The sequence below is a fragment of the Phascolarctobacterium succinatutens genome, assembly GCF_958453765.1.
GTDB classification, from domain to species: Bacteria; Bacillota; Negativicutes; order Acidaminococcales; family Acidaminococcaceae; genus Phascolarctobacterium_A; species Phascolarctobacterium_A succinatutens_B.
This window is the reverse complement of record NZ_CAUDZA010000022.1, coordinates 1-23414: the sequence shown is the minus strand read 5'-3', so window position 1 is coordinate 23414 and position 23414 is coordinate 1. Positions and strand designations below refer to the sequence as shown.

The following is a 23414-nucleotide window of genomic DNA, read 5'->3' as shown; positions in this document are numbered from 1 at the left end:
CTCACCTTGCCGCACCTCCTTATTTTTCAATCTCACGCTTGTTATACAGGTCTTTGATTTCGTCCAAAGGCATATTTTTGAGCTTTTCCAACAGTGTTACATAATCGCCGTTTTCAATTTCTGCAACACGCTTAGCCAGATGCTCGCACTTCGGCGCAATATATTTGCCGGTCAGGCGACGGCACAGCAGGCCGACAGCGCTGTGGCTGATTTGCGCCGGGCAGCGGGATGCACAGATATTGCAGCCAACGCAGTCAAAGGAAGCATGTGCTGCTTTCTCATATTCGCCGCGCTGAGCGTAAGCAATATACTGCATAACATTCAGGCCTTGCGGACAGCCCTTCGTGCAGGCATTGCAGCCAATGCAGCTGAAGATTTCCGGATACAGCTGACCGACAATATTATCGCTTGCCTTAATCTCTTCGATATTAAAGGTGCGCTTGTTAATCGGGAAGGAATCAATCTTGCCAACGCACATGCCTTCCTCAACCTTCGTCTGGCAGGAAAGCACAACCTTCAGCTCAGTGCTGCCCTTCAAACGATAAATTACTGCACAGGCTCCGCAAAAGCCGCTGCGACAGCCGCAGCCGCGCACCAGCTTAAAGCCTGCATATTCCATGGCATCCATAATGGTCAGGGTTGCCGGGACACTGTACTTTTTGCCCAGCAGGTAAACAGTTACCATTTCTTCCATATTTTTGCTCCTTATATTTTCTTCTCCAAAAACGTATTTAAGAATATCAAAGCTAAAAATCGCTATAAACGAAAAAGCTTCGTTACGAGCCATTAATATATCGTGGATTGCTTCTGATAGAAACGATATATTTATGGTGACGCCCCCTTCCGCCTCGCTACGCTCGGCACCTTCCCCAAGGGGCAGGCAAGACTAATAGCTTTTTCGTTAAACTTCATTAGCACATTCTTGGTTCCCCCTCGGGGGAACTGTCGCGCTAGCGACTAAAGGGGGCATGCATAGCAATTTTAGTAAATAAGTGTCCGGATTCACAGAAGTGTCGCAACTGTTTGAGCGATAAGCAAACTAATATAGAAAAATATGTAAGCATAGCGCGAGTTTTGCGGCACTTCGTCTTGAATCCACACGAAATTTGCGTTAAGAAATTTTTCCTGAGCTAAGCGATATTTAATTGCGAAGAATCAATATTCGTCCGGCATCTCGTCCAGCTCATCGCAAGTAAATACCGGCCCATCCTTGCACACATACTTCTTGCCGATATTGCAGCGGCCGCACTTGCCAACGCCGCACTTCATGCGCAGCTCCAGCGTCGTATAAACCTGCTTCTTCTCAAAGCCCATCTCAATCAACGCCGCCAGACACAGCTTAATCATAATCGGCGGACCACACAGCAACACCGTCTTATCCGGCGTAAACTTCAGGTCCTTCAGGAAATTAGGCACAAAGCCGACATTGCCCGTCCAGCCCTCCTGCGCACGGTCAATCGTCAGATGCACGCGCGTATTCTTTTGCGACGGCCACACATTCGTCAGCTCGTCGTAACGCACAAAATCTTCCTTGCTGCGTGCGCCGTAAACAACATCAATACTGCCGTAATCGTCACGCTTATCCAGCATATAATTGATGACACTGCGCAGCGGCGCCAAACCGATGCCACCGGCGATAAAGAGCAGATCCTTGCCTTTCAAATTATCCTCGACAGGGAAATGATTGCCGTAAGGTCCGCGTACCGCTATCTGCTGACCGGGTTCAATATCAAAATGCAAAAAGTTCGTAATCGAGCCGCAGCGTTTAATGCTGAACTCCATATATTTTTCGTTCGTCGGAGAGGAGGTAATGGAAAAAATCGCCTCACCCTTACCGGGAACAGAAAGAATAGCGCATTGTCCCGGCATATGCTCAAACAGCTTACCGCCGCCGATTTTCTCCACGCGGAAGGTTTTTACATCAGCTGTTTCCGTGCAGATATCCGTCACCACGCCAATCTGCGGAATCAAGGTATCCTGACAATTACACATCCTGCTTCACCTCCGCTTTTTCCAAGGCCTTGGCAACCTTGACAATATTCAGCTGCACCGGACACTTCTGCAGGCAGCGTCCGCAACCGACGCAAGCATATTCGCCTTCGTTGTTTTCAGGGAAATATACCAGCTTATGCATATAACGCTGGCGGAAGCGCTCCACCTTCGTCTTACGCGGACTGCCATGCGCCATCAGCGTAAAATCCTTCGCCATGCAGCTGTCCCAGCAGCGATAGCGTTGCGTGCGCTCTTCCGTCTCCTGATAATCGCGGATATCATAGCAATGACAAGTGGGACACACATAGGTGCATGTGCAGCAGGACAGGCAGCCTGCAGCCAGCTGCTCCCAGATTTTGCTGTTGAATATCTTCAGCTCATCCTCAGTCAGCTCGTCATTTACCTTGAAATCATGCAAAGGCAGTACGCTCAAAATCTTCTGCGTCTGCTCCTTCTGCTCGCTGACTGCTTTTGCAGAAGCAGCTTCCGCCTCAGCCAGCACACCGCCCTCGACGAGCTTCGCTGTCAGCTCCTCGCCCTTGGCAGTCACAGCCTGCCAGCAAAGCTCCTCGCCTGCCAGCCAGGTCTGCACATCCGTCTCCGGAGCGCCTGCGTCAATGCCAAAGGCGTGGCAGAAGCAGGTTTCTTCGGGAGCACTGCAGCCTAAGCCGATGAGCACGCATTGCTCGCGTCTTGTCTTGTAATATGTATCAACAGGCGCTTTCAAAAACACCTTGTCTAAAATTTTAAAGCTGCGCGCATCGCAGGCACGCACGCCCATAACAATGGTTGTACCGGCAGGCGGAATATTTTGCTCCAAAGCCAGCTCCTTACCGCTCGTCTTAAAGGTCAGCAGATTTTCTACCTGCGGAAAGAAAACGTCCTTGGCGCTGCGATTCGTCAGCGGCGCATCCAATGCGACCTCCGCATCCTCGCGGTACGGTGCAAAGTCCGCATGACCGCTCTTGTTCTTGCAGGGCAGCAGCAGCGTACCGATATTTTGCAGGGCTGCATATAACTTTGGAAAATTATCCTTTGCTATCTTATACATGCTGCTCCCTCCCTTCTACCGCACTGTTGGCCTCGGGATCATTCTGCTTAAAGCTTACCTGCGGTGCAGGTGTTTCACTGTCCGCACCGGCCTGATACTGGCCGAAGAAGCTGTTGATATCCTTCATAAACTTCATATTCAGCAACTCCAGATGAATTCCCTGCGGGCAAACACGCGCACATTCACCGCAACCGGTGCAGCGGCCGGCAACGTGGAAAGCACGGATGATATGATACATCTGCTCTTCAACCTCGTCGGCATACGCCTTCCCTGCTACCGGAGTATCGGGCTTATCAAAAATGCACTGCTCGCAGCTGCACGCCGGGCAAATATCGCGGCAGGCATTGCAGCGGATACACTTGGACAGCTCGCTTTGCCAGAAAGCAAAACGCTCCTCGGGGTTCATCGCTTCAATCTCCTTGACCTTGGCGAATTTATCACCGGTAAACTGCGGTACAGGCAACGGCTCGGCCAGCTCCTCGTCCGCAATTTTATAAGCAGCGCCCTTGCACATCAGGCATTTGTTCAACAGCACGTCAGCCTTTGCCAGACGCTTTTCACCGTAAGCAGTGTTGACAACAACCTCGTCACCGTCTACGCTCACGCTGATGATGCCCTTAGCGCCGGCAGCCTTAATCTTATTGATATCCAGCATACCGCTGCAGGGTGTGCCGATGGCGTAAACAAGCTCACGCTTAATGCGGTTATCCTTAAGTAGCTGGTTTACTCCGTATGTATCACAAGGCTTTAAGAAAACTGCTGTCTTCTTGCCTGCATGGCTTGTTTCGATTAAATATTTGCAGAGATTGGCAGGGCAGAACTCGTTATAGACAAGCTTGTCGCATTCGTCCGCACTGCTTACGGCTGCAGGTGTGTTATCGTAAAAGAATTCGCCTGCCTGCCATGCCAGCACACGCTCTACTGTGCCCTCTGCCAACATCTCAGCTGCACGCTTCTGCAGCAGCTTTTCTATTTTTTGCATCGCAAATCCCTCAACTTTACATTCTCACCCAATGCCGCAATATGCTCGGCAAAATCGTTCATTACTTGTGCAAAGCGTGCGCCCTCGGCCGCACTTACCCATTCCACGCGGAAGCGTTCACCGGCCACACCCAGATAATCAAGCATACTCAGCAGCAGCGTCATACGACGACGTGCATAATAGTTGCCTGTAGAATAATGGCAATCGCCGGGGTGACAGCCGCACATGATTACACCGTCCGCGCCACGCTGAAACGCACGCAGGATAAAGAGCGGATTCACTCTGCAGGAGCAGGGAACCTTGATGATTTTGATATTAGCGGGATAATGCTTGCGGGCCGTTCCGGCGCCGTCAGCACCGGCATAGCTGCACCAGTTGCAGCAGAAGGCCACAATTTTCGGTTCAAAATTTTTCTTCTCTAGCATAATGCATCCACCTCTGCCAGAATTTGTTGATTAGTAAAGCCCTGCAAATCCATAGCACCGCAGGGGCAGGCTACCGTGCAGGCACCGCAGCCCTGGCACAGCGCATTGTTTACCACCGCAACGGTGCGTGTTTCGCGCACGCCCAGCTTAGTGATAACCTGCTTGCTCTCGCCGGTAATCGCACCATAGGGGCAGACATGCGTGCAAGCCAGACAGCCGCTGCAAATGCTTGTATCGCACTGCGCAGTGCAGGGGTTCGTCAGCAGCTTATCCTTCGCCAGCAGGCCGACCACCTTAACAGCCGCTGCACCGGCCTGTGAAACAGTTTCCGGAATATCCTTCGGTCCCTGGCACATGCCGCTGAGGAAAATGCCTGCCGTCGGACTTTCAACAGGACGCAGCTTCGGGTGCGCCTCTACGTAAAAGTCATCGTTGTCAATGCTGGCAGTCAGCATCGTCGCCAGCTTGCGCGCATCGGGAGAAGGCTGTACAGCCGTTGCCAGCACTACTAAATCAGGATTCAGCATCAGTTTGCGGCCGCTGTTCAAATCGCTGGCAAAAACCGTCAGCTTGCCAGCGCCGTCAACTATAACCTTGCCAACCTGACCGCGTACATAATGCACGCCGTATTCCTCTACCGCACGGCGTTGGAACTCGTCAAAGCCCTTGCCCGGAGTACGTACATCTATATAAAATACAGTTACATCCACATCAGGGTATTTTTCGCGGATATACATCGCATGCTTGGCATTATACATGCAGCAGATTTTACTGCAGTAGCTCTTGCCGCGACCGCTCACATCACGCGAGCCTACGCAGGAAACGATAATAACCTTCTTCGGCTCCTTACCGGTAGACGGACAAACGAGATGTCCTTCGGTAGGACCTGCCGCATTCGTCAGACGCTCCAGCTCCAGTGAGGTGATAACATCCTTGCTGGCCCCGTAGCCGTATTCGCCGAACTTGTCGAGAGAAATCGTTTTAAAGCCTGTTGCCAGTACAATCGCGCCGTATTTTTCCGTGATCAGCTCATCGTTCTGCGTGTAATCAATAGCTCCTGCCGGACAGAGCTTGGAGCAGATTCCGCATTTACCAGTTTTAAACTTGATGCAGGCCTCACGGTCGATAACAGGCACCTTAGGAATGGCCTGCGCAAAGGGAATATAGATTGCGCCGCGATTCTTCAGTCCCATATCTAATTCACTCGGAGTTTTGCGGGACGGACATTTTTCGGTACAGATGCCGCAGCCGCTGCACATATCAGCCTTCACGCTGCGTGCTTTTTTGCGGATTGTCACATCGAAATTACCCACGAAACCGCTTACGCTTTCTACCTCGCTATAGGTATAGAGCGTAATATTTTCATGGTTTGCTGCATCCACCATCTTCGGTGTCAGGATGCAGGCAGAGCAGTCGAGTGTCGGAAAGGTTTTGTCGAGCTGCGCCATACGGCCACCGATTGTCGGCTCCTTCTCCACAATATCAACCTTGTAGCCTGCTTCCGCAATATCCAGCGCCGTCTGAATACCGGCAATACCGCCGCCGATAACCAGCGTGCGCTTCACTACCTGGCTTTCGCCGGGCTTCAGCGCTCCATTGAAGCGCACCTTGGCAATGGCTGCCTTGGCTAATTTAATCGCCTTCGCTGTCGCTTCGGCCTTATCCTTCAGCACCCAGGAGCATTGCTCACGGATGTTGGCAATCTCCACCATGTAGGGATTGATGCCAACGCCCTCCGCACATTTGCGGAAGGTTGCCTCGTGCATACGCGGAGAGCAGCTGCAGACAACAAGTCTGTCCAGCTTATAATCTGTCACAGCCTTGCGAATCAGCTCCTGGCCCTGCTCGGAGCACATATATTTATAATCGATAGCATAGGCAACATCAGGAATTTGGCGCACTGCCTCTACCACCTGGGCAACATCTACCGTGCCGGCGATGTTGCTGCCACACCAACAAACAAAAACACCAATCTTTTGCACGTAGCTTCCCCCTATTTATTGTATTTTCTAAAGGCTGCAACCAAAAGCTGCTGCGGCATATCGCTAGGATAATGCTCCACGCTTTCGGCAGGCAGCTTATTTTTGCCCTGCTGACGAATCTGCAGCAGGCGCAACGCCTCCATAACGCGCGCCGGACTCACGCCGCGCGGGCAGCGCTCCTCGCACGCCATGCAGGACAGACATTGCCACGGTGCGTCAGCCTCCAACAGCTCGGATGCATAACCGCTGTTTAAGTCCCAAACTACGCGGTGGGGCAAAAGGTCCATTTTAGACGCAGCTTCACAGTTCGCACTGCAGCGGCCGCATTGCATGCAGCGACGCACGTCGGTAGCAGCAAGGCGCAAAATATCTTCTGTCAATTGCTTTTCATCAACAGCCATTATTCCGCACCTCCTTCGCTCTCCGCAACACCAAGCGCTTCAGCAAGAAGCTCCGTAAAGTAGCGTGTCGGCAGGCTGCCTGCGGCACCATTGGCCGTCAGGTTATACGCACACAGCGGGCAGGCAGTGACCAGCTCCTGCGCACCACAGCTTGCAGCATTATTTTTAATTTCACTGACAAGCTGCTCGCACTGCGCCTTATCCTTCAGCGCCAGATAACCGCCACAGCATTCATTGCGCATGCTGTAAATAACAGGCTCCGTACCCAGCGCTTTAATAAAAGCTTCCATAACGGTAGGACTCTCTACGTCATCGAGGGCCAAAACCGCTCCCGGTCTAAGCAGCAAACAGCCATAATAAGCGCCAACCCTGCGTTCCTTTAAAGGATGGCTCACAAGCTGCGCCAGCTTTTCCCAACCGATTTCATCACGCAAAACCTCCAGATAATGCAAAACCCGTGTTTCACCGGCATAAGGCTCTTCAAGTTGCAGATAATTATTCACCTTTTGGCGAATCTCCGCATTCGTCGCCATATCGTGGTTCACACGTTTGATGACATGGTAGCACGCACTGCACAGCGTCACTAATACGCCGCCGTTTTCACGCGCCGCCACAAGCGCACGCACCGCACTCAGACGCTCGGCAATAGCATCAGGCGCCATCGGGTAAACCGCACCGCAGCACTGCCATTCCGGCAGCTCCACCAGCGGAAAGCCCAACACCTCAGCACAGCGTCGTGCCGCCATATCCAGCTGCTTCGCCTTCGTTGACAGCGTACAGCCAGGATAATAATTATAAATCATCGTCTTTCCCTCCTTCGCAAAGGACATAAAACAACCTTGACCAAAAAATTGCTTTATTACGTATCTATTCTACATTAATTCTGAAAATACTGCTAGTAGCAAAGAAAAATTTTCTCAGTTGCGTCGTGTCCTGCGGACACGGGAAAAATTTTCTCTGAACGAAACGGAATGTGAATTGCGAATCATATATAATCTCTTTTTTATCATAAACCAAAAAGAGCTGCTACGAAATCTCGTAACAGCTCAAAGAAACATTTTTTAATCCTGCCAGTAATCCAGCTTTTGAGTCAGACCAATCTTGCTGGCCTTAAACTCAGGATTCTTACCGGCATCGCGCTGCTCGGTGTAATCATCCAGCGCACGCAGAGCAGGACCGCCCAGAATGCAGATAACAGGCAAGTTGATAATTGCCATGAAGCCCATGGTAACATCTGCCAAATCCCACATTGTACCCATGCTGGAGCCGGCACCAATGAAAATCAGTACACAAGCCAGAATGCGGTAGCACAGAGTAAAGGTTTTGCCCGGAACATGCTTCAGAACATAAGCAAAAGCATTATCTACATAATACAGGTTGCCCAGCAGAGTGGTGAAAGCAAACAGTACCATGGATACAGTAATAAACAGCTTAGCGTAATCGCCCATGCTTGCTGCCAGAGCTGCCTGTACATAAGGCGCACCGGCAAGCTCTTTAGTCGGCTCGATGCCGGAGCTCAGGCACATGAAAGCGGTAGCGGTGCAGATCAGCAGAGTATCAATAAATACGGACAGCATCTGTACCAGACCTTGCTTAACCGGGTGAGAAACGTCAGCTGCTGCAGCAGCGTTCGGCGCAGAACCAACACCTGCTTCGTTGCTGTACAGACCGCGTTTGATACCGAACATCATGCAGCTGCCGGCAAAGCCACCGAAAATTGCAGTGAAGTCAAATGCTTCAGCAAAAATTCTGCCTACAACGCCGGGAACCAGATTGATATGCATAATAGTAAGGATAAATGCTACAGAAATGTAGATAACACCCATCAAAGGAACTAAAGTAGAGGTTGCTTTGATAACGCGCTTGCCGCCGCCCAACAGGCAATAGCCTACGAGCACTGCTTCTACTGCGCCGATAATCCAAGGAGTTGTATCCGGATTATAGAAGCTCAGAGCAGCAAAGGTGGATTGCAGATTGTAAGAGCACAGCATATTAAAGCCGCAGCCATAGGTTACAATCAAAGCCACAGCAAAGAGCACTGCCAGGCCGCGGCTGCCCAAAGCAGCTTCGATGTAGTATGCAGGGCCGCCGTAGCTGCCGTGCGGACCACGTTTCTTGTAAATCTGTGCCAGGGTGCTTTCAATAAAAGCAGAAGCGCCGCCAACAACAGCAATAACCCACATCCAGAACACAGCACCATAACCGCCGAGGCAGATAGCTGTGGAAATGCCGATAATATTACCGGTACCTACACGGGACGCAGTAGATACCATCAAAGCCTGGAAGGATGATACCGCACCGGATTCAACAGGCTTCTCCAAAATAACACGAATAGTTTCCTTAAACAAACGTACCTGCACCAGACGAGTACGCAAAGTGTAGTACAGGCCTACACCGATGAGCATGATAATCAGCAAATAACTATACATAAAATTGCTGATTGCTCCAATGATTTCTCCGAACATAAATGTTGCTCCCCCTTTTTTAGTTTGTTTGTTAATTATAACATATTTATTTGCTTTTCCAAAATTCAGAAAGGACGACAGCTAACAAAGCTAACACTTTTGCACAATATAATAAATCAATTAAGTTATTTTGATAACCTCGCATTCTGCTGCTCTAGTTTAAGCCTTGCAAGCATTCCTTAAGACTCGCATAGCACGGATGCTCCAAATCAAAGGCTCCTGCCAGAGCCGCCTCGCCCAAGCGCATGCCCACATACCTTTCTGTTCCTGCCAGATAGGTGTACAGTAAATGCCTGCTATAATTCACTAATCTGTTTTCTCGCCCACGGCAGCAATTTACTGACTGCAAATACTCCGCACTCATATTATACAGATTATAATAATCACTGCACTCCGAGCTTTCCAGCCGCAGCGACTGCAGCAGCATATCCTCAAGATAACCCTTTTGCCAACGTTTAGTAGCTTTTTTGCCGGGAAAGAAAAAGTGCGTGCAATACTCCACTCCTCTAAAGAAAGTATTGTCACGCACTGCAAAAAATTTCTGCATTCGGCGTTCGCGCTCATCAGCCGCGTCAGCAAAGAATACTGCCTTCTGCACTATTTCTCTGCCTTCCAGCTGTATAAGGCGTTTAGTCAGCAAGTCTAACTTATCGATACTCTGATAATTTACAATCTGCATGTTAGGCAAGCTGATACCATGCTTAAATAAATGCCGGAGATAAGCGTGCATAAACTGCGCCATCTCCACTCTTTCACACAGCAATAAAACCTCTCCGGTAATAATGCTTTGCTTAGTCAAAATTATTTCTCCTTTTGCTGCAGCATCTGTTCAGCAGCCTGCACAACCTGCTCTACCGTCAGACGTGTCATACATTGCATATCATCACACTTGTGCTTCATGCCACCTGCACAACCAGGGCAGGGCGGCAACGCCGTCACAATAGTTGCATCCTTGGTATAAGGTCCGTAAAGCTTCGGACTGGACGGACCGTACATCGCTACGATAGGCACCTTCTGGCTGATTGCTACGTGCATCGGGCCGCTGTCGTTGGTGATAATCAGGCTGCAGCGACGCATTGCCGCCGCCAGCTCGCCAATACGAAAGCTGCCGGTTGCTACCACAGGCGTCGTCTTCATGAAGCTGACGGCCTCCTGCACCATTTCTTCGTCCATCGTACCGCCGAAGAATACAGGCTTATAGCCCTTTTCCGCAAGAATATCTGCTACCTTGGCAAAGCGCTCCGGAGCCCAGCGCTTGGTAACAACAGCACTGCCGATATTAAAGCCTACAAGCTTATCGGTAGCGAACACGCCGTGCTCACGCCAGAATTCCTCTGCATGCTGCTGATATTCCTCGCTCGGAAAAATCTCCAGACCGTTATGCTCCAGCTTTTGTACGCCAAGCTGCGTCAGCACATCAAGATACATATCAGCCGCATGAATTTTGCGGTTGAGCGGTGTAAACACATCCCAAAGCGGTTTGAACAAAGTGTGTGTTGTACCGCAACGCAATTTCACTTTGGTAAAAGCATCAATAAAGCTGCAACGCTCATTCGGATGCAGGTTAATCAGCACATCAAAATCCATCTTGCTCAGACGGCGGGCGCAGGCCATCAGCGCCAGCAGGCTGTTGTCCTTGCCCTTCTTGTCAATCGTGATAACCTCATCTAAATACGGATTATGCAGTACTACATCCTTCAGCTTCTCATCTGCCAGAAAAGTAATATGCGCATCCGGTGCTGCCTTACGCAGCGCATGGATGAAAGGCGTGGTCAGCGTCAGGTCTCCCAGATGCATCAAAAATGTTACCAATATTTTTTTGCCATTTAATTCTACAGCTTGTGCCATCAGCCTTTTGCCACCTTTTCCTGATAAATTTTATAGACCATATCCGGCGTTATATCATGCATACAATGCCAGTTATCGCACTTTTTCTTCAAGCAGCCTGCACACTTTGCTGGCGAAAGCAATACCGTGGAATTTTTGCTGCCGTATGGTCCGGTGCGGTCAGCCTTCGTCGGTCCGTACATTGCTATAAGCGGTTTTTTTAAAGCCGCCGCAAAATGCAGCGGCCCGGTATCCGCACTGATGTAGAAGCTGCAGCCCTTAATCAGCGCTGCCAGCTCACGCAGGCTTGTCTGTCCTGTCAAATCGATAACCAGTGAGCTCGCTGTTCCTTCGGCAATCTTCTGCCCCTTGACAGCATCATCAGGTCCGCCTGCCAGCACCACGGCAGTACCGTCAGCCGTAAGCTTTTTCGCCAGCTCAATATAATGCTCGACCGGCCATTCCTTCGTCCACCAGCGTGCACCGGGAACAATAACAACGTAATCTCCGCCCTGCCAGCCGGCCTCCTGCAGTTTATGCTGCACAGAAGCGGTTTCCGTGCTTAAATCCGGCATGGGGAATTCCACATCATCTAACGAATCAACCTTGGCACCAAGATAACGTGCCACGTCAAGATAGCGCTCAATAACATGGTCCTTACTATGACTGCCGCCAATTGCCTTGCTGATAAAGCCGCTACCCTCGCGCATTTCGCAATAGCCGATGCGGTTATCGCAGCCGCTGATAGCAGCCAACACCGCACTTTTGAAAAGGCCCTGCATATCTATCACCAAGTCAAAATGCTTGCTGTGCAGCAAAGAGCGCATTTCGCAAAAATATTTCAGCTTATCACTGAAGCCCAGCTTATTAAATTTTACCTTATCAAAATAAAGCACCTCGTCAATCACCGGAGGATCCGGTACAAAGCCGGCAAACTGCGGATGTACCAGCCAGGTGATTTTTGCCTTGGGATAACGCTTGCGCAGCGCTGCCGCAAAGGGCAAAGTGTGCAGGATATCACCCAAAGAGCTCATTTTGATTAACAGGATATTCCGATACTCCATTATCATCTCTCGCTTACAATATTTTTTACGAAATCCAGCAGATTGCCGCCTGTGTAAAGATAGCCTTTGACACTGGCAGCCTCCGCTGCTTCCACATCGCGCTTACTGTCACCGACTAAGAAGCTCTGCTCCTTGTCGATATCATATTCTGCCAGCGCCTGCAGCAGCATGCCCGGTTTGGGCTTGCGGCAATCGCACACACCGGTATATTCCGGCACGCTGCCCTCGGGATGATGCGGGCAGTAATAGATTTTCTCTATTTTGCCACCAGCTGCAGTAATTTCACGCTGCATATAAGCATGCAGCTCATTCATCTGCTCTACCGTATAATAACCGCGCGCAATACCGCTCTGGTTTGTTACAATAAAAATTTTATAGCCAAGCTGCGTCAGATACGCCACAGCCTCGCGTGCACCGTCAATCCAGCGCAGGTCCTCAATTTTGTAGAGATAGGCTACATCAACATTGAGCACGCCATCTCTGTCAAAAAATACCGCCTTAGCCTTCATAAACGTAATAACCGCCGGTCTTGTCGAGAAGCTGACAATATTCCTCAGCAGCTTCTTCAATCGGAGTAAAGCCGCCGTCATAGCCTGCTGCCAAAAGGTTAGTGTCATCTGCTTCGGTAAAGCTCTGGTATTTGCCCTTCAGCACTTCAGGGAACGGTACATATTCCAGCTCGCCGCTGCCAAAATGGTTCAGCACAGCCTTAGCCAGAGTATTGAACTGATGCGCATGGCCGGTACCGCAGTTGAAAATACCGCTGATTTCCGGATGATCCCAGAAGTAGAAGTTTACCTTAACAACGTCTTTTACATACACAAAGTCACGTGTATGCTCACCCGGTCCATAACCGGCGTACTCACCGAACAGGCGAACTTTATGCTCTGCCTTCCATTGGTTATACATTTGGTAAATCATGGAAGCCATTTTGCCCTTATGATTCTCCTGCGGGCCATATACGTTGAAATAACGCAGGCCTACTACCTGGCTTTGTGCCTGCGGCAGCAGACGGCGCAGATAGTTGTCGAAGAACAGCTTGGAGAAAGCATATACATTCAGTGCTTCTTCACACGCAGGCTCTTCACGGAAGCCATGCGCACCGCTGCCATAGGTAGAAGCAGAGGAAGCGTACATCATCTGAATCTTTCTGTCGAGGCAGAAATGCAGCACGTTTTTAGTATACTCAAAGTTATTTTCCATCATGTATTTGCCGTTATATTCCATAGTATCAGAGCAAGCGCCCTCATGGAAGATAACGTCGATTTTTTCATGATTGAATTTGCCTGCCTTCAGTGCATCCATGAAAGCATACTTATCCATATAATCCTTAACCTTCAGGCCTTGGATATTTTTGAATTTAACCATGTTGGTCAGGTTATCAACAACAAGAATGTCATCAATACCACGGTCATTTAAGCCTTTAACAATATTACTGCCGATAAAACCGGCACCACCAGTTACGATAATCATAATTTGCCCTCCTTAACCATTTTGGCAATTTTTTCCACCACACCGGTTGTGGAATAACCATCTTCAAATTCTATAATGCGCACTTCACCGGCATATTCACGTCCGGCAACCTCCTCAGGCTTGTAATCACCGCCCTTGACGAGAATGTCAGGACGAATTTTTTCAATAAGCTCAGTCGGAGTATCCTGGTCAAACAGCACTACCGCATCTACGCAGGCCAGCGCTGCAAGTACACGCGCACGGTCCAGTTCATGCACCAAAGGTCTTGTTTCACCCTTCAGACGGCGTACGGAGGCGTCCGTATTCAGGCCGACAATCAGGTGCTTGCCAAGGTTGCGCGCTTTCTCCAGATATGTTACATGGCCTACATGCAGAATATCGAAACAGCCGTTGGTGAACACAATCTTTTCGCCGCATGCTCTCCAGGTTGCTGCCAGAGAAGCAATCTCCTGCCAGCTCAGCGTGCGATAGCCACGGCCCTGCTTGCGTTCCTCCGTCAGCAAATCTTTCAGCAGCTCGTCACGGTGCACCGGATAAGTGCCAACCTTGGCCACAACAATGCCTGCAGCACGGTTCGCCATATAAACAGCATCAGCCAACGCCAGCTTACCTGCAACACCTGCCAGAAGCGTAGCCGCCACCGTATCACCAGCACCGGAAACATCAAACACCTCAATGGCGGTAGCAGGGCTGTGCAGCACCTGCTCAGCATTAACCAGGCTCATGCCGCGCTCACTTCGGGTAACAACAACATTCTTAATATGAAATTTTTCGCGTGCAGCCTGCGCCATGCTGACAACGGCTTCATCAGAGTTTTCACGCTGACAGCCTGCAGCCTCACACATTTCCTTTAAATTAGGCGTAATAAAATCACAGCCATCATATTTGGACCAGTCTGCTCCCTTAGGATCAATCAACACCGGTATATCATAGGCCTTGCCCTGAGCAATCACCCATTGGCAAAAATCATCCGAGCAGACACCCTTGGCATAATCGGAAACAATAATACCATCCAAGCCTTCATCAAGCAGTCTTGCTAGCCAATGACGCAGCTCAATGATTTCTTCCGGGAATAAATCGCCGGTTTCTTCAAAATCAAGTCGCAGCATCTGCTGATTGCCGCCCAAAACACGCAGCTTGGTAATGGTCTTGCGGAGTTTGCTTTTCACCAGTCCCTGATGATTGATGCCTGCATCATCCATCAGCTTTTCCAGCAGCAGACGGTTTTCATCATCACCTGTCACACCGCCCATAAAAACCTGACATTCCAGATGTGCCAGATTGGCAGCAACGTTTGCCGCACCGCCCAACACAGAATTTATCTTTGTAATACGTGTTACCGGTACAGGTGCTTCCGGAGAAATGCGTTTAACCTCACCCTGAAAATATCTGTCCAGCATCACATCGCCGATAACAGCAATGCGTACATTTTTAATCTGTTCCGCTAAAAAAGTTGTTACAGCTAAATCAGCCAAATTATTCACCATCCACCAGCTCACATAAAATGTGGCCTATCAAAATATGCATTTCCTGCGCACGGGCAGTAACCTTCGCCGGCACGGCAACGCACTCGTCGCACAGCGTTTTCATTTTGCCGCCGCCCTCAGCCGTCATGCCTACGCAGAACACACCCATGCTCTTGGCCAGCTCAACAGCTTCCACAACATTAGCGCTGTCGCCGCTTGTGGAAATGCCTACCAGCACATCGCCCGGACGTGCGAGTGCCTGCACCTGACGTACGAAAACCTTATCATAGCCGTAATCGTTGCCGACAGCAGTCAGAATGGAGGTATCTACCGTCAGCGCGATAGCAGGCAGACCTGCACGTTCCTTTTGAAAGCGGCCTACAAACTCGGCAGCCAGATGCTGGCTGTCAGCGGCACTGCCGCCGTTGCCGCAGAACAAAACCTTGTTGCCATTGGCCAGCGCCTTTTTTACTTCTACAGCAATACGCTCAATCTGTGCCAGAATCTCGCTGTTCATCACAGCATTTGCCACCTGCAGATGGTCCAAAAAGCGTTGCTTAATAATCTCTCTCATTTTCTACCTCATTACCAGTTTACAAAATCAAACTTAGCTTCAAATGCACTGTCTTTATCATTTGTATCTCTATGCTTGTAAATCAAGGAAAGCTGCCAGCAGCAGAACTTATGCGTCCAGCTGTATCTTGTTTCATAGTTTTCCTTTTGGTCTAAATCATAACGTTTGACAATGGTAAAGCTGTTCTTGTCATCCATAATGTATTGCAGACCATTACGCAGCTCTTTTGCCATATCAGGCTGATCGTAGGTAAATACATCTGTCGTAAAATCTTCACTATAATAGCCAACCCAGGTATTCCACTTCGGGCTGATTTTCTGACCTAATGTTGCATAATAAACATTGGTAGACTGCAAAGTATCCTCTGCACTCTCACGTGTCCATTTCTTGCCGATTGTTAAATCCAAAGATGTTTTTTTACTATTAAACAGATAAATGCGGTCATGGTTAAGGAAGGCACCGTATTCTGTATGCCAGCTCTTACGTCCGCTATCATCATTCTTCCACAAACCTCGTTCAAAGTAAGCACTGTATGATAAGGGAAGACCTGGTGCAATATGATGATTTTTATAGTCAAAGCGGATATTGTTCTGCTTCTCTACCCATTCATCATCATCCTCATACCAGCCGTTTTCATAGGTAACTTTAAAGTTACGCTCGTTATGCTCCAAGCCGTAAACAGGCTTATAGCCGACCTTGCTGTAATAATTCAAATCGGCATAAATTGTGTCCTTATCTCCTAACGGACGTTCATACGAAAGATTGACATAGGTACCCTTGTCGCTGTCCTTAAAGCCGATATGTGGCAGAATACGTTCCTTGGACCTATCCGTCAGGCTGTTTTCCCAATAATCACGGGAATAGATATGCTTGCCGCGTACAAAAACCTTTACGTCGCGCGCTACCATTTTATCATGAGGATAAATTTCAAAGGTCTTTGCCTTGATTTCCAGGCACTTGGGATGCTTTACTGCCGGACAACGGCTCGTAGAACCGCCCTCGTCCAAAATCATCTTATCGGGATAAATTTCGGCATGAGGCGCAGCGAAGAAATCCTTGCCGTTCTTACCGGTCAATTTTTTCATTTCACCGGTTTTATTATTAAAGTTATAATGGCCCCAAGCAGCCTGTGTTTCGCTGGCACCCTCTACCAGCTTGCCACCCTCCAGCAGCCAGATATCGCCGGTTTTCATGTTGCCCTTGACCTGCGTTGTATAAATATCCTGACCGTTCTGCGACACCTTGATATTACCTTCGGCATGAAAATCACCGCTGACAGTATCATATTCGGCATGTTCACCGGTCAAACGAATCGGCAGCCCCTGCTGCTTTTCTGTATCCAGCTTTTCACGATGCGGTACCGCTGTATTAGGTTCATCAACAGATACCGGGCTTAACATGCTGTCGCTGTTGCTGTTGCTGAACTGTTCCGCATAAACAGGCAGGCACATGCCCAGTGCCAACGCTGTAGCTATAAAAGTCTTATGCATATAAAAACTCCTTTTTTTTATATTGATGAAGAAAAAATTTCATAATAATCCACTTAACATTATACCATAAAAAAAGCAAAAGCTCACTCGAAAGAGTGAGCTTTTCACGTATAATTTTCGATTTTATTCCTGATATACAACGCCTTGCAGAGAAGTATCTTCAGCAGTCTGTACAAAGGTTTCGCAACCAACCGGAATAGTTACGCTGTTGCCCTTGACAAAAGCACCGCCAACCAGGCCCACAGGACCAAGGATAATCATACCGCCGATAGCAGCACCGGCTGCACCGGCAATGCTTTCGGCCTTTTGTTTAGCCAGCTCGCCTACAGTAATAGGAATCTTGGTTCCGTCTACACCATAGATGCAGGTAAAGTCAATATCAATGCGTCCGTCCTTGCCGAAAATACCGGGCTGAACAACCTTTTTAACCTCGCCGATACCGGTCGCGCCCTTCGGCAACACCAGTACGTCATTTACATACAGGTTATCTGCTGCCTTAAAATGAACTACATCACCCTTACGGCTCATTTTAGTGCTCAACTCAGAGGTAAAAGCAATTTTAAAAACAGAATCCTTCGGAAGCACAACCTGCTGTACAGGCACATTTCCGTCAGTATAAGAAGCAAGCTTCAGCAGACTTTCCAGACGACCGCTCAAAGAACCGGTCTGGTTCTGACCATAAAGCAGCTTTTCCGTAGCTTCAATACGGTTTTTGGCAGCGCCGCCGGACATGCTTTCGTTCATTTTCCATTCTACCACATTCAGCTTAGTAGCAAAGGAAGCTTCACCGTTATCAGGAGTACCTTCAAGATAATCGTACATATTGTCAACGCGGTTTATAATAGCATCGCTGGTAATAGTTCCGTAAACATCATCTTCCAGACTATCCATACGCTGCAGCAAGGAACCGCTCTGCTCCGTGCCGTAGAGCATTTTTTCCATCGCGCCGATTTTATCTGCCATCGGGACAGCAGAATCAGCAGCAAAGCCGGGAATTACTGTAGTAAAGCAAAAGATAAAGGTCAACAATAAAGTTGCAAGCTGTTTTTTCAATTTTCTTACCTCCAATCAGAGCTATATATTTTCATTATAGCATGTTTTACCTAAAAAAAACAGAGGTTCTATTCTGAACCTCTGCTTTATCCAATGTAAAATTTGTACAGTTTGTTACTACAAATAATATTACAGACAGCTTTTGTGCCTATATTACAAACCAAACAAGTAATTTTTTATTTTTTGTAGCTGTCAACAGCAGCCTTAACAGCTACCTTCATTTCATCCATTTTAGCAAAGCGACGACGGTGCTGTGCTCTTTTGGACGGCTTCAGCTCTTCCATAGATTTGCGGTGTTCCGCGGTCGGCATAATGTAGAAGCGGCGATCTGAGCAGATAACACCCTCGCACTCCTGCCAGAAGGCGCCGAAATCAGTCTTCAGCTTACGGTCTACACGTACATGATTCATAGCATAATAGCCGTCATTAGTAACTGCGAAAATATTTTCAACGCCTATAGCCTTAGCAAAGCAGCGCAGACCATAGAACATCAGGTTTTTGGTGCGATAGCCAAAGAAAGCCTTTGTCATACCCTTAATCAGCTCATTACCGTTCTGCGGTCCCTGCAGGGCACCTATATAAATAACATTCTTGCCGTCTGTTTTATTTTTTGCCAGCCAGAACATGATCTGGTATAAAGGCTCGCCTTCATAGAATAAAGCCAAGGACATGCAGCCTTCTTTGCGTTGGCCGGCATGAAACCACAGCTGCAGCGTCAGAGGTCTGTCATCGTAGGAATCCTCCCACAGCTGCACCATTTCACCCTTGCTATACAATTTATCCATCAGCTCCGGCTTGAACAGCTCTTCCATAATCAGCAGATGATTTTGCACCAGCTCTACACGTTCATCCCAGGTTGAGCCTTTGTAGAAAAACGCTCTGGTGGTCTGTTCCAACAACGCAGGTGCTCCTTGCAGCCAAGCCTGTCGCTTGCTGTTAGCATCAAAAAAATTCAGTAAGCTATCAACCGAGCTGCTATGCATAGCACAACGCGCACGGAAAACAACATAACGCTTCATTTCCTTCAAAATATGTGTCTGATATAAGCTTTTACCGACATATTCTAAAATATTCTTGTCCATCAGTTACCTCTAGAAATATTATAATTATCTATATTATAGCATAGTTCAGAATGATAAGCATTAAGCATTCTTGCTAAAAATATGTTTATGTGTTAAAATCTTTATGACAACCGTTTTACAGGGTGGATTGCCTTCATTCACTTAAGAATGGAGGTGATGTCTATGGTATATTTTACATTCCAGGATCTTATGATTTTCGGTATGTTTATACTGGCATTGCTGACGTTCATTTTTCAGAACCGAAAGTAAATCGCACATAGAAAAACCGCCTCTGTAATTTACCAGATTCCGAGGCGGCTTTTCAAGTCAATTCAACTGGCAACCCACCTTTGCGGGCGGTTGTCTTTTTCTATATTTAATATATCACATTCATACTATTTTTTCAAGTAATGACTTAGTGCTTTCTCATATGCTCTTCGAGATACTGACCGACAATTTTAACTGCACAGTAATCACCGCACATGGAGCAAGCTTCGTCATCGGATTTGTTCTTGCGGCAGCGATATTCCTTAGCCTTTACCGGGTCGATAGCCAGATCAAGCTGAGCAGGCCAATCCAGAACCTTACGTGCTCTTGCCATCTTCAGGTCCCACTCCCATGCCTGCTTGTTGCCGTTAGCCAAATCAGCGGCATGCGCAGCGATACGTGTAGCGATTACACCCTCGCGTACATCATTTAAGTCAGGCAGGCCCAAATGCTCTGCCGGAGTTACGTAGCAAAGGAAGTTAGCACCGCTGACAGCAGCAAGAGTACCGCCGATAGCGCTGGTAATATGGTCATAGCCTGGAGCAACGTCTGTTACAAGAGGTCCGAGCACATAGAATGGTGCGCCGTGGCACAGGCGTTTTTGCAGCTGCATGTTCGCAGCAATCTGGTTGTAGGGCACGTGGCCGGGGCCTTCTACCATAACCTGTACGCCCTTATCCCAAGCTCGCTGTGTCAATTCACCCAGGTTCAGCAGCTCCTGAATCTGCGCTCTGTCGGTAGCATCAGCAATGCAGCCGGGACGCAGACCATCGCCAAGGCTTATGGTTACGTCATATTCAGCACAGATATCAAGAATTTCATCATAGTATTCATACAGCGGGTTTTCTGCGTCATTGTGCAGCATCCAGCCGGTGATAAAGCTGCCGCCGCGGCTGACAACGTCCATCTCACGGCCTTCGTCAATGAGTGCTTTCAGCACATTTTTGTTAATGCCGCAATGAATGGTCATGAAGTCGGCGCCATCTGCAGCCTGCTGGCGGATAACGTCGAAAATATCTTCCTTAGTCATCTCAACCACTGCGCCACGCTTCTTAATGGTTTCTACAGTTACCTGATACATCGGTACAGTGCCAACCATTACGGTAGATGCAGCAATAATTGCCTGACGAGAGGCGCTGATATTGTTGCCGGTGGAAAGGTCCATAACAGAATCCGCACCTGCGTCAATAGCAGCCTGCAGTTTTGCCAGCTCCGGTTCCGGATCAGGATAGCTGCTGGAAGTACCGATGTTAGCGTTAACCTTTACGGTAAGACCGGTGCCTACACCGCGCGGAATAATATTTTTATGATTGATGTTACAGGGAATAGCAATAGTACCGTTTGCTACGCCTTCACGAATAAACTCCGCAGTTACATGCTCCTGCTCTGCTACAATTTTCATTGCTTCGGTAATCACACCTTGGCGTGCTAATTGCATTTGTGTTGCCATATTTTTGCCTCCTTATAATTAAAAGACCGCTTTCCTGTTGGAAAGCGGCTGAATTATCTTTTTGCAGAAATCTGCTCGCTTTCCTACGCTGGTTTTAACCAGATTCAGGTTCAAAGGGTCGGATGTCAGTCCTCTCAGCAAATTGCGCCCCTAGCGGTTACGTTATTTTGTTTACATGCTTACTTTAACATGAACAGCGAAAATACGCAAGTTAAATATGCACAACTTGCAAAAAAACTGGCAGTGTGCTATATTATAAATAGAAAAGACAACCGCCCACAAGGTGGGTTGCCTTTAGTAGTTTTTGTGGATTGAAAGCCACCCCGCTACCGGCAAGTTTTGGGGTGGTTTTCTTATGTCTGGATTATTTGTTAAACTGAAATATAAATGTCAGCAACGCCAGAATAAATACGCCAAAAGCCATAAGATCTTTAAAATCGTACTTTTTCATAAGCATCACCTCCATTCTGTAAAAGAAATGGAAGGCAATCCCACCCTGCAAGTGATTTGCACCAAATCAATCGGTGCTATCACCTAGAGTGCATTAGCCAATCAGCTTTATCCTTCGGACTTGCTTCTTGAATGCGCCCGCAACACGGTTGTCAAAATCATTTTATCACATAAACATATTTTTAGCAACACTCTGTAACCTACGTTACAAAACAGCTTAAAAAATTGTATACATAAAAAATCTTTACAAAAACACTTGACTCTAAAAGCAGGCGTGCTATAATCATCTACAAATCACATTACGCAACGCAATGATGGAGAAGCAATGTGCAGGTCTTTTCAGAAAGCTGGCGGTTGATGCAAGGCAGCAGCGAAGCACATCAGTTCCGCTCCGAAGCGGCAAATGACGAATTTGACGGGTGCGCCCGATACAGCGTTCAGAGTTGGCCATAGGCAAATTGGGTGGCACCGCGAGCAGTCCTCGTCCCAAGATAGGGATGAAGGGCTTATTTTTTTAGGTGAAGCAATTATGCAATGGCAATTTGGGTGGTACTGCGAGATAAAGGCAAGCTCGTCCCAAAGGGATGCGCTTGCCATATTTATTTTCAGGAAGAAGGAAAGAACAAATGAAAAGAGCATATAACTTTAACGCCGGTCCCTCCGCTATGCCGCTCGAGGTACTGCTGGAAGCGCAGGAGGAGTTCTTAAACTACAAAAACACCGGCATGAGCATCATTGAAATGAGCCACCGCAGTAGTGAATACGCTGCCATGCATGCAGAAACAAAGCAGCTGCTGCGCGAGCTGATGGAAATCCCCGAGGATTACGAGATTATGTTTATCCAAGGCGGCGGCAGCACCCAATTTTTGATGACAGCTGCTAATTTCCACACTAAAAAATATGCCGCTTATGTCAACACCGGTGTCTGGGCCAAAAAGGCTATGGCGGAAGGAAAATTCTACGGCGAGGTTTATGAGGCCGCTACCAGCGCCGACAAAAACCACAGCTACATTCCGCAGGAATTCAATATCCGCCCCGATACTTCTTATGTACACCTTACTGCCAACAACACGATTTACGGCACCGAATACAAGGATTTCCCCAAGTTCGACGTTCCCGTTATCTGCGATATGTCCAGCGACATCCTTTCGCGCAAGGTGAACGTTAAGGATTTTGATATTATCTACGCAGGAGCGCAGAAAAATCTTGGTCCTGCAGGCGTAGTCATCGTCATTGCCAAGAAAAGCTTTTTGGCGACAGCACGCGAGGACCTGCCTACAATGCTGAAGTACAGCACCTTTGCCAATAACGATTCTTTGTACAATACACCGCCTGTCTTTGCCATTTATATGGTTAACAAAACCCTGCACTGGATTAAAAAGCAGGGTGGCGTAAATGCTATTGCCAAGAATAATGCAGCAAAAGCTAAGCTCATCTATGACGTTATCGACAACAGCAATGGTTTTTACAAGGGTCATGCGGCTTCCGAAGCTCGCAGCAACATGAATATCACTTTTAATCTGGCTACACCGGAAATGGAGAAGGATTTCGTGGCTAAGGGCAAGGCTGCAGGCTTTGTCGGTATCGGCGGTCATCGTCTTGTCGGCGGCTGCCGCGCCAGTGCCTATAACGCTGTTCCGCTGGAGGCCTGCAAGGCTTTGGCGGAGTTTATGGAAGAATATATGAAGGAAAACAAATAGAAGTTTTGAGTATATACGCAGCAATTAATATATCCTTTCGCTCAGAAAAAATTTTCCCGTGTCTTAAGGACACAACGCAAATTTCGTGCGGAACCAGAACGAAGCTTCGGTAAAATTTGTCAGACGGTAAAAAATTGTTACACACCCTCGCTTCTATGGTTCCAGACACTCATTTGCTAAAATTTTTATTCACTACACGATATATCAATTGCTCTCTCTATCCTAATAATCAGTTACTTAC

23 protein-coding genes and 1 riboswitch are annotated in these 23414 nt (G+C 48.2%); of the genes, 3 read left to right on the top strand and 20 right to left on the bottom strand.

The genetic code is table 11. The features are described from left to right. Nucleotides 1-19 precede the first annotated feature (19 nt). The 19 genes from Q7Q81_RS08565 to Q7Q81_RS08475 all read right to left on the bottom strand — a co-directional run bounded on the left by Q7Q81_RS08565 (nt 20) and on the right by Q7Q81_RS08475 (nt 19327). Entirely contained in the window at nt 20-694 is a 675-nt protein-coding gene (locus tag Q7Q81_RS08565) for a 4Fe-4S dicluster domain-containing protein (protein WP_276706372.1), read from the bottom strand. 461 nt (nt 695-1155) lie between these two features. Continuing rightward, nucleotides 1156-1992 (bottom strand): FAD/NAD(P)-binding protein, encoded by an 837-nt coding sequence (locus Q7Q81_RS08560; RefSeq protein WP_304275306.1) that lies wholly within the window; start codon nt 1990-1992, stop codon nt 1156-1158. Next, nucleotides 1985-3043, bottom strand: a complete 1059-nt coding sequence (locus Q7Q81_RS08555) for a 4Fe-4S dicluster domain-containing protein (RefSeq protein ID WP_304275303.1) — start codon at nt 3041-3043, stop codon at nt 1985-1987. The genes Q7Q81_RS08560 and Q7Q81_RS08555 overlap by 8 nt, the downstream gene beginning before the upstream one ends. After that, nucleotides 3036-4025 carry a 4Fe-4S dicluster domain-containing protein gene (locus Q7Q81_RS08550; protein WP_304275300.1) on the bottom strand — a complete coding sequence of 330 codons (990 nt, stop codon included), beginning with the start codon at nt 4023-4025 and terminating at the stop codon, nt 3036-3038. The genes Q7Q81_RS08555 and Q7Q81_RS08550 overlap by 8 nt, the downstream gene beginning before the upstream one ends. Next, entirely contained in the window at nt 4013-4450 is a 438-nt protein-coding gene (locus Q7Q81_RS08545) for a hydrogenase iron-sulfur subunit (RefSeq protein WP_021719456.1), read from the bottom strand. The genes Q7Q81_RS08550 and Q7Q81_RS08545 overlap by 13 nt, the downstream gene beginning before the upstream one ends. After that, entirely contained in the window at nt 4444-6432 is a 1989-nt protein-coding gene (locus tag Q7Q81_RS08540) for a CoB--CoM heterodisulfide reductase iron-sulfur subunit A family protein (RefSeq protein WP_304275297.1), read from the bottom strand. Before Q7Q81_RS08540 ends, Q7Q81_RS08545 begins: the two co-directional genes overlap by 7 nt. An 11-nt stretch (nt 6433-6443) precedes the next feature. Next, complete coding sequence (locus tag Q7Q81_RS08535) at nt 6444-6833, bottom strand: 4Fe-4S dicluster domain-containing protein (protein ID WP_303680216.1); 390 nt, start codon at nt 6831-6833, stop codon at nt 6444-6446. Continuing rightward, nucleotides 6833-7636: a CoB--CoM heterodisulfide reductase iron-sulfur subunit B family protein gene (locus Q7Q81_RS08530; RefSeq protein ID WP_304275294.1), complete on the bottom strand. Its 804-nt coding sequence runs from the start codon at nt 7634-7636 to the stop codon at nt 6833-6835. Before Q7Q81_RS08530 ends, Q7Q81_RS08535 begins: the two co-directional genes overlap by 1 nt. Before the next feature lie 258 nt (nt 7637-7894). After that, on the bottom strand, nt 7895-9298 hold the full coding sequence (locus Q7Q81_RS08525) for an alanine/glycine:cation symporter family protein (RefSeq protein ID WP_021719465.1): 1404 nt from the start codon (nt 9296-9298) through the stop codon (nt 7895-7897). A 154-nt stretch (nt 9299-9452) separates the two neighbouring features. After that, a complete protein-coding gene (locus Q7Q81_RS08520; RefSeq protein WP_304275292.1) occupies nt 9453-10097 on the bottom strand; it encodes a hypothetical protein in 645 nt (214 codons plus the stop codon). A gap of 2 nt (nt 10098-10099) precedes the next feature. Continuing rightward, nucleotides 10100-11146: a glycosyltransferase family 9 protein gene (locus Q7Q81_RS08515; protein ID WP_021719467.1), complete on the bottom strand. Its 1047-nt coding sequence runs from the start codon at nt 11144-11146 to the stop codon at nt 10100-10102. Continuing rightward, nucleotides 11146-12189 (bottom strand): lipopolysaccharide heptosyltransferase II, encoded by a 1044-nt coding sequence (gene waaF, locus Q7Q81_RS08510; RefSeq protein WP_304275289.1) that lies wholly within the window; start codon nt 12187-12189, stop codon nt 11146-11148. Before waaF ends, Q7Q81_RS08515 begins: the two co-directional genes overlap by 1 nt. Nucleotides 12190-12191: 2 nt before the next feature. After that, nucleotides 12192-12698 carry a D-glycero-beta-D-manno-heptose 1,7-bisphosphate 7-phosphatase gene (gene gmhB / locus Q7Q81_RS08505; RefSeq protein ID WP_304275286.1) on the bottom strand — a complete coding sequence of 169 codons (507 nt, stop codon included), beginning with the start codon at nt 12696-12698 and terminating at the stop codon, nt 12192-12194. Next, nucleotides 12688-13662 carry an ADP-glyceromanno-heptose 6-epimerase gene (rfaD, locus tag Q7Q81_RS08500; protein ID WP_009145598.1) on the bottom strand — a complete coding sequence of 325 codons (975 nt, stop codon included), beginning with the start codon at nt 13660-13662 and terminating at the stop codon, nt 12688-12690. Before rfaD ends, gmhB begins: the two co-directional genes overlap by 11 nt. Then, nucleotides 13659-15149, bottom strand: a complete 1491-nt coding sequence (gene rfaE1, locus Q7Q81_RS08495) for a D-glycero-beta-D-manno-heptose-7-phosphate kinase (protein WP_368502123.1) — start codon at nt 15147-15149, stop codon at nt 13659-13661. The genes rfaD and rfaE1 overlap by 4 nt, the downstream gene beginning before the upstream one ends. After that, nucleotides 15139-15702, bottom strand: a complete 564-nt coding sequence (locus Q7Q81_RS08490; RefSeq protein WP_304275283.1) for a D-sedoheptulose-7-phosphate isomerase — start codon at nt 15700-15702, stop codon at nt 15139-15141. The genes rfaE1 and Q7Q81_RS08490 overlap by 11 nt, the downstream gene beginning before the upstream one ends. Before the next feature lie 11 nt (nt 15703-15713). Beyond that, nucleotides 15714-17192, bottom strand: coding sequence for an organic solvent tolerance protein OstA (locus Q7Q81_RS08485; protein WP_304275280.1), 1479 nt, complete (start codon nt 17190-17192; stop codon nt 15714-15716). A 123-nt stretch (nt 17193-17315) separates the two neighbouring features. Further along, nucleotides 17316-18245: a hypothetical protein gene (locus Q7Q81_RS08480; protein ID WP_293811695.1), complete on the bottom strand. Its 930-nt coding sequence runs from the start codon at nt 18243-18245 to the stop codon at nt 17316-17318. Nucleotides 18246-18421: 176 nt separating this feature from the next. Beyond that, nucleotides 18422-19327, bottom strand: a complete 906-nt coding sequence (locus Q7Q81_RS08475; RefSeq protein WP_304275277.1) for a VirK/YbjX family protein — start codon at nt 19325-19327, stop codon at nt 18422-18424. A 147-nt stretch (nt 19328-19474) separates the two neighbouring features. Between Q7Q81_RS08475 and Q7Q81_RS11095 the strand changes: the two genes are divergently transcribed. After that, nucleotides 19475-19576 (top strand): putative holin-like toxin, encoded by a 102-nt coding sequence (locus Q7Q81_RS11095; protein WP_368502122.1) that lies wholly within the window; start codon nt 19475-19477, stop codon nt 19574-19576. A gap of 145 nt (nt 19577-19721) precedes the next feature. Here Q7Q81_RS11095 and thiC read toward each other — a convergent pair whose 3' ends face one another. Then, nucleotides 19722-21023 carry a phosphomethylpyrimidine synthase ThiC gene (gene thiC / locus Q7Q81_RS08470; RefSeq protein ID WP_303712468.1) on the bottom strand — a complete coding sequence of 434 codons (1302 nt, stop codon included), beginning with the start codon at nt 21021-21023 and terminating at the stop codon, nt 19722-19724. Between the two features lie 63 nt (nt 21024-21086). Then, nucleotides 21087-21185: riboswitch (TPP riboswitch) on the bottom strand. A 193-nt stretch (nt 21186-21378) separates the two neighbouring features. Between thiC and Q7Q81_RS08465 the strand changes: the two genes are divergently transcribed. Both Q7Q81_RS08465 and serC read left to right on the top strand, forming a co-directional pair. Further along, nucleotides 21379-21561: a hypothetical protein gene (locus Q7Q81_RS08465; protein ID WP_304275275.1), complete on the top strand. Its 183-nt coding sequence runs from the start codon at nt 21379-21381 to the stop codon at nt 21559-21561. A gap of 538 nt (nt 21562-22099) precedes the next feature. Then, on the top strand, nt 22100-23173 hold the full coding sequence (serC, locus tag Q7Q81_RS08460) for a 3-phosphoserine/phosphohydroxythreonine transaminase (RefSeq protein ID WP_304275272.1): 1074 nt from the start codon (nt 22100-22102) through the stop codon (nt 23171-23173). Nucleotides 23174-23414: the final 241 nt, after the last annotated feature.